Consider the following 12,152-nt stretch of genomic DNA (forward strand, 5'->3'; position numbering starts at 1 on the left):
GGCGGGGACCGGGTTCAGCCGACGTGCAGGGTGAGGGTGCCTGCCGAGTACGCGGCGGCGTAGAGCGTGGTCTCGGGGTGGTAGAGCCGCAGCGAGACGGTGGCGCTCACGCTGAAGCTGAGGTTGACGGAGAACCCACCGTTCGGCCGGCAGTTGGTGTCGGCGATGTTCACCCAGGCACCGGCCTTCAGCTGCTGCACGACGACGGTCTCGACGGACCCTTCGCTGCGAGCCGCGCCGAGCACCTTGAGGTTGCCCTTGAGGTCGACCCTTTCGTTGACCTTGACGTGGTCCTTCCCGAGCTTCCCCTCGACGGCCACCTTCTTCTTGCCGGCTTCAACGGCGGCGGAGGAGAGCGGAGCGGCCCCGGCAACCGCGGGAGCGAGCCCGGCGAGGAAGAGGCCGACGACGAGCGCGGAGAGGATCCTGCGGGCGCCGTGAGGTGTCCTGATCATGAGCAGAGTGCAGCACCGCGGCCGGCACGAAGCGCGCGGTAACCCCCGGTCGGGGCGCTGACCGAACCCCTTCGAGTGGGCTGGCTTGCGAACGCCTCGGGTGCGCGCAGAGCCCGCTCGCAGGGTTCGCACGCGGGGCACGCCTGCAGGGTTCCCGCGCAGAGCGCGCCTGCAGGGGCGGCGCGCGATGCTTGCCGCTCTGCTTGCCTGCCTGCCCGCGCAGCCGGCCCGCAGAGCCCGCCCTCCCTGGGGGCTGCCCCCGCTTTCAGCCTATCGGTGGCCACCGACAGAACCCCGCCGAAACCGCAGCGGACCGCCTCACCCATCCACATCACGACGCCCCTGTGGACAACATGGCAAAGCCCTCTCCACCAGCCGAAGCCGGTGAAGAGGGCACGCCCGCAATCTCAGCGGGCCGCGACGAACGCCGCAGCGACAAACACTTCAGCGGGCCGCGGCAAACACCTCAGCGACGAACGCTTCCGCGGTCGCGACCACACCACAACAACGAAACCTCAGCGACGAACACTCCAGCGGGCCGCGACCAACACCTAAGTCACCAAGACCTCAGCGACAACACCTAAGCGACCAACACCTCAGCGGTCCGCAACAGCCGCCTCGGCGGCCTGCAGCCACTCCCGCCACTGGGCCGCCTGCTCGTCCGCCTTCTTCGCCCGCCGCTCATCCCCGGCCGCCCGCGCCTTCGCCGCCTGGGACTCGTACTGCTCCACCCGCTCGCGGAACTGGGCCGCCCTGGCCTGGGCCTCCGGGTCCGTCCGGCGCCAGCGGCTGTCCTCGGCCGACTTGACCGCGTCCTGGACCGCCTTCAGCCTTCCGTCCAGCTCGCGGATGCGCTCGCGGGGGACCTTGCCGATCTCGTCCCACTGCTCCTGGATGCGCCGCAAAGCGCTCTTCGCCGCCTCCAGGTTGGCCGACGCGTCGATCTTCTCCGCCTCGATCAGCAGCTCTTCCTTGCGCGCGGCGTTGGCCGTGAACTCCGCGTCACGCTCGGAGAACACCGCCGACCGGCGGGCGAAGAACCGGTCCTGCGCCGCCCGGAAGCGCTGCCACAGGGCCTCGTCGCTGTCCTTCGGCGCGCGGCCGGCCGCCTTCCACTCGGTCATCAGGTCCTTGTAGCGGCCCGCCGTCTCGCCCCAGTCCTCGGACTCGCTGATGGCCTCCGCCTCGGCGATGAGCTCTTCCTTGCGCTGCTTGGCCGACGCGCGCTGCTTGTCCAGCTCGGCGAAGTGGGACCCGCGCCGGCGGTTGAACGCCTCGCGGGCCTTCGAGAACCGCTTCCACAGCTCGTCGTCGGTCTTGCGGTCGACGCCCTTGACCGTCTTCCACTCGTCCAGGATCGCGCGCAGGCGGTCGCCCGCCGCCTTCCACTGGGTCGAGTCGGCCGCGATCTTCTCGGCCTCCTCGGCGAGCTCCTGCTTGCGGGCGACGGCCGCCGCGCGGGCTTCCTCGCGCTCGGCCTTCGCGCTGGCCAGGGCCTTCTCGGCGTGCGCGATGACGTACTCCAGCCGCGCGGCGAGCGCGGCCAGGTCGCCGACCACCGCGGCCTCGGGCAGCCCGTCCCGGATCTGGCCGGCGCTCGACAGCGCGTGCTTCGGGTCGCCCGCCCCGGAGATCAGCCGGGTCTCCAGCAGCTCGACCTCGGTGCGCAGGTCGTCGAACCGGCGTGCGTAGTGCACGAGGCCCTCGTCGGGGCTGCCCGCCTGCCAGATGCCGACGGCGCGCTCGCCCTCGGCGGTGACGACGTAGACGGTGCCCTCCTCGTCGATCCGGCCCCAGGTCGACGGGGTGGGTTCGGCGGGCGGCACGGGCGGGGCGGCGTGCCCGGCGTGCAGCGCGTGCGGCACCGGGTGCGGGGCCGGGGTACCGGTGGAAGTGTTCTCCTGGGCCATCGCAGGCTCCTTATCGCCTGTACGCCCGCTCGCGCGGGCGCCCCGCCGTTCGGGCGGGGCCGGGTAATGCGGTCGTCACGGGCCGTGCTCGGATGCTACGGCCTCACGCGGCATTCAAGCAGCTCAGCGCGCACCGTGGTACTGGATGGGCCACTCGAAGCTCGTGATCCTACTTCCGGTGGACGCTCTGTGTCGGTCCGCAGGTATCGTCAGCCGCCGTGAACAGCCCCGTCGCCGGAGTCGCGGTGGTCGGCCCGACGGCCACCGGCAAGACCGCGCTGGCCGTGGACCTGGCCCGCGAACTCGGCGGCGAAGTCGTCAACGCCGACGCGATGCAGCTCTACCGGGGCATGGACATCGGCACCGCCAAGGCCACCGAGGCCGAGCGCCGGGGCGTCCCGCACCACCTGCTCGACGTCCTCGACGTGACCGAGACGGCGTCCGTCGCGGCCTACCAGCGGCACGCGCGGGCCGAGATCGAGCGGTTGCTGGCCGACGGCAAGGTGCCGGTGCTGGCCGGCGGGTCCGGTCTCTACGTCCAGGCCGTGCTCGACGACCTGCGGTTCCCCGGCACCGACCCGGCCGTCCGGGCCCGGCTCGACGCGGAAGCCGAGGAGCTCGGCACGCCCGCGTTGTACACCCGGCTGGGTGACCGCGATCCCGTCGCCGCCGCCAAGATCCTGCCGACCAACACCCGCCGGATCGTGCGCGCCCTCGAAGTCATCGAGATCACCGGTGAGCCCTTCTCGGCGAACCTGCCGAAGCCCGGCCCGGCGCGCTACGGCACGGTCGTCATCGGCGTCGACCGCGCACCCGAAGAGCTCGACGAGCGCGTGAACGAGCGCGTCGGGCGCATGTTCGAGGCCGGGCTGGTCGACGAAGTGCGCGAACTGGAAAAGCGCGGCCTTCGCGAAGGGAAGACGGCGTCGCGCGCGCTCGGGTACCAGCAGGTGCTCGCCGAGCTGGACGGCGAAGGCGACTTCGAGGCGGCTGCCGCGGCAACCGCGCAGGCCACCCGGCGCTTCGTCCGCAAACAGCGCGCCTGGTTCCGGCGCGACCAGCGGATCCACTGGTTCGACGGCGCCGATCCGGGGCTGGCCGCGCGCGTCCTGGATACCCTGGGCCGGTAATCTCGACCCATGGGCGGAATCGAGTTCCTCAAGGGGCACGGCACGCAGAACGACTTCGTGCTGCTCCCCGATCCGGCGGGCCGCCTCGAGCTGACCGGGGCGAGGGTCGCCGCGTTGTGCGACCGCCGGCGCGGCCTCGGGGCCGACGGCGTGCTGCGCGTCGTCCGCGCCGCCGCGCTCGACCAGCCGTCCGCGGGCGAGTGGTTCATGGACTACCGCAACGCCGACGGGTCGATCGCGGAGATGTGCGGCAACGGCGTGCGCGTGTTCGCCCGGTACCTGGTCGACGCGGGCCTGGCCGCCGAGGGCGAGTTCGTCGTCGGCACCCGCGCGGGCGACCGCCCGGTGGTGGTGCACCCCGACCGCTCCGTCACCGTCCACATGGGACCGGCGACGATCACCGGGACGTCGGTCACGGTGGTGGCCGGCCGCCCGTTCTCCGGCGTGGCGGTCGACGTCGGCAACCCGCACCTGGTGTCGCTGCTCGACGACGACGTGGCGGAGCTCGACCTGCGCGAGCAGCCCGACTTCGACCACGACGTCTTCCCGCACGGGGTCAACCTCGAGTTCGTCAACCGCCTCGGCGAGGACGCGCTGCGGATGCGCGTGCACGAGCGCGGGGTGGGCGAGACCCGCGCCTGCGGCACCGGCACGGTCGCCGCGGTGGCGGCCGCGTTCCACCTGGCCGGCACCGACACGGGCGCGTCCGCGGTCGACGTCCCGGGTGGCCGCGTCGAGGTGACGGTCTCCCGGGGCGCGTCCACGCTGTCCGGGCCCGCCGAGATCGTCGCCCGCGGCGAGCTCGACGAAGCCTGGTGGACCGCCGCCGGTTCCTGACCGGGGCGGCGGTCCACCGTCCTCAGACCTTCGCGTCGAGGGCGAAGCCGCCTTCGCGGGTCGTGACGTCCGAGATCGTCCCCGCGGTGCGGACGTCCGGCTCGATCTCCCGGAACCGCGCCAGCACGTCCGCCGGGCCGGTCACGGTGAGGCTCGCCACCGCTGTGCGCATCGACACCTTCGCGTCGGTCTTCGCGCGGCGCACCGCCGCGATCACCTGGCTCGCGAGCGCCAGCAGCTCCGGATCACCGCCGGACTCCGCGACCGGCGGCCAGCCGGCCCGGTGCACGGACCCGGGCCGCCACCACGACCAGACTTCCTCGGTCGCGAACGGCAGGAACGGCGCGAACAGCCGCAGCAGCGCCGAGAGCGCCGTCACCAGCGCCGCCTGCGCGGACCGGGCCGCTTCCGGACCCCGGTCGCCGTACGCGCGGCCCTTCACCAGCTCGACGTAGTCGTCGCAGAACGTCCAGAAGAACGTCTCGGTCACCTGCAGCGCCCGCGCGTAGTCCAGCGCTTCCAGCGCCGCTGTCGCCTGCTCGGTGACGACGGCGAGCGACGCGAGCAGCGCCCGGTCCAGCGGTTCGGTGGCCACCGCGTCCGGGGCCGGCACGCCCAGGCCCAGCACGAAGCGGCTCGCGTTGAGCAGCTTCGTCGCCAGCCGGCGGCCGACCTTCATCTGGCCTTCGTCCACCGCCGTGTCGACGCCCGGGCGCGCGCTCGCCGCCCAGTACCGGACGGCGTCCGAGCCGAAGCGCTCGAGCAGGTCCAGCGGGGTGATCACGTTGCCGATCGACTTCGACATCTTCTTGCGGTCCGGGTCGAGCACCCAGCCCGCGATCGCCGCCGCCCGCCACGGCAGCACGCCGTGCTCCAGTTCCGCGCGCACCGCCGTCGAGAACAACCAGGTGCGAATGATCTCGTGCGCCTGCGGCCGCAGGTCCATCGGGAAGACGCGCGAGAACAGGTCGTCGTCGAGGCTCCACCGGCCGACGATCTGCGGCGTGAGCGACGACGTCGCCCACGTGTCCATCACGTCGGGGTCGGCGGCGAACCCGCCCGGCACGCCGCGCTGCTGCTCGGTGAACCCGGGCGGGACGTCGCTGCTCGGGTCGACCGGAAGCGTGGCCGGCAGCAGGCGGGCGTCGTAGTCCGGCTCGCCGCCGGCGTCGAGGCGGTACCAGAGCGGGATCGGCACGCCGAAGAACCGCTGACGGCTGATCAGCCAGTCGCCGGCCAGGTTCTCCACCCACGACGAGTACCGGACGCGCATGTGCTTCGGCACCCAGTCCAGCTCTTCGCCGCGAGCCAGCATCTTCTCGCGGAACGCGGAGTCGTTCCCGCCGTTGCGCAGGTACCACTGCCGGCTGGCGACGATCTCCAGCGGCTTGTCGCCTTTTTCGTAGAACTTCACCGAGTGCGTGATCGGCTGCGGTTCACCCTGCAGGGCGCCGGCTTCGCGCAGCAGGCGCACCATGATCTCGCGTCCCGTGTGGACGGTCTTGCCCACCAGCGGCGCGTAGGCGTCCGACGGCACCCCGGGCGGCGCGTCGGGCAGGAACCGGCCGTCGCGGCCCAGCACCACCCGGGTGGCCAGCCGCAGCTCGCGCCACCAGGTGACGTCGGTGGTGTCGCCGAACGTGCACACCATCGCGATCCCGCGGCCCTTTTCCGGGTCGGCCAGGTGGTGCGCCACGACGGGCACCTCGACGCCGAACAGCGGCGTCCGCACGGTCTTGCCGAACAGCGGCTCGAAGCGCTCGTCGTCGGGGTGCGCCACCAGCGCGACGCACGCGGGCAGCAGCTCCGGCCGGGTCGTCGCGATCACGACGTCGGCGCCGTCCGGTCCGGTGAACGCGAGGTCGTGGAACGCGCCCGGGCGTTCGCGGTCCTCCAGCTCGGCCTGGGCGACGGCGGTGCGGAAGCTGACGTCCCACAGCGTCGGGGCTTCGGCCTGGTAGGCCTCGCCGCGGTCGAGGTTGCGCAGGAACGCGCGCTGGGAGATCAGCCGTGAGTCGTGGCCGATCGTCTGGTAGGTCATCGTCCAGTCGACCGAGAGCCCGAGCTGCCGCCACAGCTGTTCGAACGCCTTTTCGTCGGTCACGGTCAGGGATTCGCACAGCTCGACGAAGTTGCGCCGCGAAATCGCGACGACGTCCTTGCCCGGCTTTTCCGGCGGCCGGAACTCCGGGTCGTAGGGCAGCGAGGGCTCACAGCGGACGCCGAAGTGGTTCTGCACCCGGCGTTCGGTCGGCAGGCCGTTGTCGTCCCAGCCCATCGGGTAGAAGACCTCGAACCCGCGCATCCGCTTGAACCGCGCGACGACATCGGTCTGGGTGAAGGAGAAGACGTGCCCGATGTGCAGCGACCCGCTGACCGTCGGCGGGGGAGTGTCGATCGAATAGACCTCGTCCCGGGTCTTCGTCCGGTCGAAGCGGTAGGCACCGGTGGATTCCCATACGGGTACCCACTTGGCCTCCAGACCGTCGACACCGACCTTGTCCGGGACTCGCGGGCGCTCGTATGGAGTATTCATGAAGCAACTCTAGGCGGCGGCGGAATCGCTTTTCGCCTCGGTCGGCAGGTCGCGCATGCGCCGCAGCGGCGACCAGAGCACCCAGACCACCGCGGCGGTCTCGCCGGCCACCGCCACCCAGATCGCGCCGGTCAGGCCGAGCCACTCGCCGAGGCCGCCGCCCAGCAGGCCACCGAGCGGCATCGTGCCCCAGACGACGCACCGCACGCTCGCGTTCATCCGGCCGAGCAGCCGGTCCGGGCAGATCGCCTGCCGGTACGACACCTGCGCGACGTTGTAGACGATGATCCCGAAGCCGGCGGCGGCTTCGCCCAGCAGAGCGAGCCCGAACCGCCAGTCCGGCGCGGTGAGCGGGAGCAGCAGGTGCCCGGGCAGCGTGAACAGCGGCACCAGCCAGATCGCTCGCGCCTGCCCGATGCGGCGGGTCAGCACGCCCGAACTCAGCGCGCCGAGGATCCCGCCCGCGCCGCCGGCCGCCAGCAGCACGCCGATCGCGGCCGGCGGGAGGCCCGCGACCCGCGTCAGGAACAGCACCTGCACGGCGGCGAGCGCCGCGTTGAAGAAGTTCGCGGTCGCGGTCGTGCCGACGATGGCGCGCAACGGGCTGTCGGAGAAGACGAACTGCAGTCCTTCGGCGATCTGCGGGAGCAGCCGGGGCCGGCTCCCGCGGTCCGGCTCGGGTTCCCGCGTCCGGATGCGCAGCAGGCACAGCGCCGAGGTGAGGAAGCCGAGGCTGGTGACGAGCACGGTGTTGGCCGCGGTCACCAGCTGCACCAGCACGCCGGCGGCGCTCGGCCCGGCGATCTGCGCGGTCGACTGGACGGCCTGCAGCTTCGTGTTGCCCTCCAGGAGGTGTTCCCGGCCGACGAGCGAAGGCAGGTACGACTGGTAGGCGATGTCGAAGAACACCGTCGCCATGCCGGTGACCAGCACGACCACCAGCAGCTGGACGAACGTCAGCACCCCGGCCCACCAGGCCAGCGGTACGGTCAGCAGCAGCCCGAAGCGGGTGAAGTCGGCGGTGAGCATGACGCGGCGGCGGCTCAGCCGGTCGACCCAGACCCCGGCGGGCAGCCCGATCAGCAGGAACGCGGCCGTCTCGGCCGCGGTCAGCAGGCCCATCTCGAACGGCGTCGCGGCCAGCGTCACGGCCGCGAGCAGCGGGATGGCGGTGTTGCCGACGAACGTGCCGAACTGGCTGGCCGTGTCACCGGCCCACAGCCGTCTGAAGTCCGCGTGGCGGAAGAGTGACCCCCTGTGCATGGTCCCCGAGTGTGGCCCGAGTGATTGGAAAGTGTCAATCACTGTTCGTTCTAGGCTGTGCGCGTGCCCGATGGGAAACGACGCCCCGCGACCGAAGCCGAGGCCGCCGCGCTGGCCTCCGGAATACGGCTGCGCATCATCCGGTTGACCTTCTCGGAGGCGCTGACGAACAAGGAGCTGGCGAGGCGGCTGGGCCGGGACCCCGCGACGACCCTGCACCACGTGCGCAAGCTCGTCGAGACCGGCTTCCTCGCCGCGCAGCCCCCGCGCCGCGGAGCCCGGGGCGCCCGGGAAATTCCGTATCTTTCGACGGGGCTTTCGTGGACACTCGACTCATGCGGTGACAAGGGCTTGGACCAGGCGATGCTCGAGGCGTATCTGGCCGAGATCGCCGAGACCGGATTCGAAGGCGTGCACCAGACGCGCCTCGTCGTCCAGGTGGCCCCCGAGGAGCAGGCGGAGCTGGAAAACCGGCTCAACGCCCTGTTCGAGGAGTTCCGCGCGCGCCCACGCCGTCCCGGCGCCGAGCGCACCGCGATCTACCTCGCCACCTATCCCAGCACGTAAAAGTTCGGTTCCCGCGGCGAATCGTGGGAACATGGAGGCACGATGACAGAACTGACACACACCGAAGACCACGACGACGACCTGTACGACCCGTCGACCGGCGAGATGGAACTCGAGGACCGCGCGTCGCTGCGCCGGGTCAGGGGACTGTCCACGGAGCTGGACGACGTCACCGAGGTCGAGTACCGGCAACTGCGGCTCGAGCGCGTCGTGCTGGTCGGCGTGTGGACCGAGGGCACGGCCCTGCAGTCCGAGGCGTCGCTGGCCGAGCTGGCGCGCCTGGCCGAGACGGCGGGCTCGGAGGTCCTCGAAGGCCTCATCCAGCGGCGGACCAAGCCGGACCCGGCCACCTACATCGGCTCGGGCAAGGTGCGGGAGCTGCGGGACATCGTCGGCTCCACCGGCGCCGACACCGTGATCTGCGACGGCGAGCTCTCGCCGGGCCAGCTGCGGCAGCTCGAGGAGAAGGTCAAGGTCAAGGTGATCGACCGGACCGCCCTGATCCTCGACATCTTCGCCCAGCACGCTTGGTCCAAGGAGGGCAAGGCGCAGGTCGAGCTGGCCCAGCTGCAGTACCTGATCCCGCGGCTGCGCGGGTGGGGTACGTCGCTGTCCCGGCAGGCCGGTGGCCGCGCCGGCGGCGCGAACGGCGGCGTGGGCTTGCGTGGTCCCGGTGAGACCAAGCTCGAGACCGACCGGCGGCGGATCAACAAGCGCGTGGCGAAGCTGCGCCGGGAGATCGCGGCCATGGACACCATCCGCGAGACCAAGCGCGGGCGGCGGCTGGCCAACGAGGTGCCCAGCGTGGCGATCGTCGGCTACACCAACGCCGGCAAGTCGAGCCTGCTCAACGCGCTGACCGGGGCCGGGGTGCTGGTGGAGGACGCGCTGTTCGCCACCCTCGACCCGACCACCCGGCGCGCGCAGACGCCGGACGGCCGCGGCTACACGCTGACCGACACCGTCGGGTTCGTGCGGCACCTGCCGCACCAGCTGGTGGACGCGTTCCGCTCGACGCTGGAGGAGGCCGCGGACGCGGACCTGCTCGTGCACGTGGTGGACGGGTCCGACCCGGCGCCCGAAGAGCAGGTCAGCGCGGTGCGCGAGGTGCTCGGCGAGATCACGCGCAAGCGCAAGGAGCCGCTGCCGCCGGAGCTGCTGGTGATCAACAAGACCGACGCGTCCGACGAGGTCAGCCTGGCCCGGCTGCGGCACGCGCTGGCCGGTTCGGTCCAGGTTTCGGCCCGGACCGGCGCCGGCATCGCGGAGCTCGTCGAGGTGATCGCCGAGCGCCTGCCGCGCCCGGAGGTCACGGTCGACGTCCTCGTGCCCTATTCGCGCGGCGAGCTCGTCGCGCGGGCGCACGCGGACGGCGAAGTGCTCGAGGAGGAGCACGCCGAGGAGGGCACGCGCCTGCTGGTGCGGGTCCGCCCGGACCTCGCGGCGGCGTTGCGCGAGTACGAGACCAACTCGACCGGGGCCTGAGACGTCTCCGTAGTGTGCGGCCGCAGAGGTCGCACACTACGGAGGTGGCTGGGTGCGCTGGGTGGTCGCGGTCGCGGCGGTGTTCGTGGGGGTGCTCGCCACCCCTGTGCCTGCTTCGGCGGCTCCGGTTCCGGAGCCGTTGTGCACGGTGAAGGACCCCCGGATCGGCGAGCTGTCCGGCCTGGTCTCCGACGGCTCGCAGCTGTACGCGATCAACGACGGCGGCAGCAAGGTCCAGGTGTTCGTGCTCGGCCGGGACTGCAAGGTGCAGAAGGTCCTCACCGAGAAGACCGACCCGTTCGACGTCGAGGACCTGGCCCGCACGTCCGACGGGACGTTGTGGCTGTCCGACACCGGCGACAACAAGAAGGGGCGGCTGACGGTCGCCCTGCTGGAGCTGAACCCGCAGGGCAAGGTGACGCTGCACCGGCTCACGTACCCGGACGGCCAGCACGACACCGAAGCGTTGATCATGGACAAGGCGGGCACGCCGTACCTGATCACCAAGGACATCCTCGGCGAGGCCCGCGTGTACCGGCCTTCGGGGCCGCTGGCCAGCCCTGGACCGACGCCGCTGGAGAAGGTCGGCACGGTGAAGATCGCCACGACGGACACCCAGGGCGGCCCGGTGGGCTCGATCGGCTCGGTCCTGGTGACGGGCGGAGCTTCGACGGCCGACGGCACGGTGGTGGCGCTGCGCACGTACACCGACGCTTACCTGTACGCCGCTCCCGACGGCGACGTCCTCGCTGCACTGCAGCGAAATCCGGTCCGGATCCCGCTGCCGGGCGAGAAGCAGGGCGAGGCGATCGCGTTCGACCCCGACGGGACGCTGCTTTCCGGCAGCGAGGGCGTGGGCCAGCCCCTCCGCGCGGTGCGGGGCGCGGCGGCATCGGCCGCGCAGTCCGGCGCACCGGCGGAGGGAACGACCTCGACCGGCACGAGCGCGTCCTCCGGCTCGGCGGGGGACGGGGCCGGGCTCCCCGTCCTGCCTGCCGCCGGGATCACGCTCGCGGTGGTCGGTCTCGGCTGGTTCGGCTTCCGCAAGCTGCGCCGCCGAACCCGCCGCTGATCTCGGCTCCCCCACGGCCGAAGATCATCCGATCCGGTGAAGATTTCCGGGCCGTGCGAAAGCCCGGGATCTCCTAGAGGCGTCGCAGAACAGCGACGACCTTGCCGAGCACCGTCGCGTCGTCGCCCGGGATCGGGTCGTACGCCTCGTTGTGCGGCATCAGCCAGATGTGGCCGTCCTTGCGCTTGAACGTCTTGACCGTGGCCTCGCCGTCGATCATCGCCGCGACGATCTCGCCGTTGTCCGCGTCCGGCTGCTGGCGGACCACCACCCAGTCGCCGTCGGTGATGGCCGCGTCGACCATCGAATCGCCGGTGACCTTCAGCAGGAACAGCTCGCCCTCGCCGACGATCTCCCGCGGCAGCGGGAAGACGTCCTCGATGGCCTGCTCGGCCAGCACCGGGCTACCGGCGGCGATCCGGCCGACCAGCGGCACGTACGCCGCCTTCGGCATGACCGGCTGCTGGTCCATCTCGATGCCCATGGGGTTGTCGTCGGTCGCCGAGAGGACGCCGACCGCGCGCGGCCGGTTCGCGTCCCGGCGCAGGTAGCCCTTGCGCTGCAGCGCGCGCAGCTGGTGCGAGACCGACGACGTCGACGTCAGCCCGACCGCCTCGCCGATCTCCCGGACGCTCGGCGGGTAGCCGAACCGGCTCACCCACGAGCGGATCACGTCGAGGACCTGCTGCTGGCGGACGGTGAGGGTCTCGTCCACGTCGTACACCTCGGGCATGGCGTGCACCTTGCCCGAGCCGCCGGGGGACCCGCTGGTCCTGCCCGCCTTGTTCTCCTTCGCCACTGCGTCGCCTCCCAGACGTTCGCTGCACGTATCTGCGCGCCGGCCGCCGCCCGCGGGGTTGCGGGCACGCTCGCCGGCGGCATCTGCCCGGCAGATGC

10 protein-coding genes are annotated in these 12,152 nt (G+C 71.9%); 5 read left to right on the forward strand and 5 right to left on the reverse strand.

The window, feature by feature from the left end:
* Positions 1-14: 14 nt before the first annotated feature.
* Together ACLJPY_RS13715 and ACLJPY_RS13720 are read right to left on the reverse strand one after the other, a co-directional pair.
* The gene (locus ACLJPY_RS13715; RefSeq protein ID WP_410588625.1) at positions 15-455 is read right to left on the reverse strand and encodes a hypothetical protein; all 441 of its coding nucleotides are present in this window, start codon (positions 453-455) and stop codon (positions 15-17) included.
* A 596-nt stretch (positions 456-1,051) separates the two neighbouring features.
* Entirely contained in the window at positions 1,052-2,365 is a 1,314-nt protein-coding gene (locus tag ACLJPY_RS13720) for a DUF349 domain-containing protein (RefSeq protein WP_410588626.1), read from the reverse strand.
* 218 nt (positions 2,366-2,583) lie between these two features.
* Here ACLJPY_RS13720 and miaA point away from each other — a divergent pair, with 218 nt between their 5' ends.
* Both miaA and dapF read left to right on the forward strand, forming a co-directional pair.
* Entirely contained in the window at positions 2,584-3,495 is a 912-nt protein-coding gene (gene miaA, locus ACLJPY_RS13725) for a tRNA (adenosine(37)-N6)-dimethylallyltransferase MiaA (protein ID WP_410588628.1), read from the forward strand.
* A 9-nt stretch (positions 3,496-3,504) separates the two neighbouring features.
* Positions 3,505-4,332 (forward strand): diaminopimelate epimerase, encoded by an 828-nt coding sequence (gene dapF, locus ACLJPY_RS13730; protein WP_410588630.1) that lies wholly within the window; start codon positions 3,505-3,507, stop codon positions 4,330-4,332.
* 22 nt (positions 4,333-4,354) lie between these two features.
* Here dapF and valS read toward each other — a convergent pair whose 3' ends face one another.
* Both valS and ACLJPY_RS13740 read right to left on the reverse strand, forming a co-directional pair.
* Positions 4,355-6,868: a valine--tRNA ligase gene (gene valS / locus ACLJPY_RS13735; RefSeq protein ID WP_410588632.1), complete on the reverse strand. Its 2,514-nt coding sequence runs from the start codon at positions 6,866-6,868 to the stop codon at positions 4,355-4,357.
* A gap of 9 nt (positions 6,869-6,877) precedes the next feature.
* On the reverse strand, positions 6,878-8,131 hold the full coding sequence (locus tag ACLJPY_RS13740) for an MFS transporter (protein ID WP_410588633.1): 1,254 nt from the start codon (positions 8,129-8,131) through the stop codon (positions 6,878-6,880).
* A 63-nt stretch (positions 8,132-8,194) separates the two neighbouring features.
* On the opposite strand from ACLJPY_RS13740, the gene ACLJPY_RS13745 reads away from it, so the two are divergent.
* The 3 genes from ACLJPY_RS13745 to ACLJPY_RS13755 are packed head-to-tail and all read left to right on the forward strand — an operon-like array spanning position 8,195 to position 11,255.
* The gene (locus tag ACLJPY_RS13745) at positions 8,195-8,698 is read left to right on the forward strand and encodes an ArsR/SmtB family transcription factor (protein WP_410588635.1); all 504 of its coding nucleotides are present in this window, start codon (positions 8,195-8,197) and stop codon (positions 8,696-8,698) included.
* A 42-nt stretch (positions 8,699-8,740) separates the two neighbouring features.
* A complete protein-coding gene (hflX, locus tag ACLJPY_RS13750; protein WP_410588636.1) occupies positions 8,741-10,183 on the forward strand; it encodes a GTPase HflX in 1,443 nt (480 codons plus the stop codon).
* A gap of 52 nt (positions 10,184-10,235) precedes the next feature.
* A complete protein-coding gene (locus tag ACLJPY_RS13755; RefSeq protein ID WP_410588638.1) occupies positions 10,236-11,255 on the forward strand; it encodes a hypothetical protein in 1,020 nt (339 codons plus the stop codon).
* A 73-nt stretch (positions 11,256-11,328) separates the two neighbouring features.
* On the opposite strand, the gene lexA is transcribed toward ACLJPY_RS13755, so the two are convergent.
* Positions 11,329-11,988 carry a transcriptional repressor LexA gene (gene lexA, locus ACLJPY_RS13760; protein WP_410589203.1) on the reverse strand — a complete coding sequence of 220 codons (660 nt, stop codon included), beginning with the start codon at positions 11,986-11,988 and terminating at the stop codon, positions 11,329-11,331.
* Positions 11,989-12,152: the final 164 nt, after the last annotated feature.

Source organism: Amycolatopsis sp. lyj-23 (assembly GCF_046549135.1).
Classification (GTDB): Bacteria; Actinomycetota; Actinomycetes; order Mycobacteriales; family Pseudonocardiaceae; genus Amycolatopsis.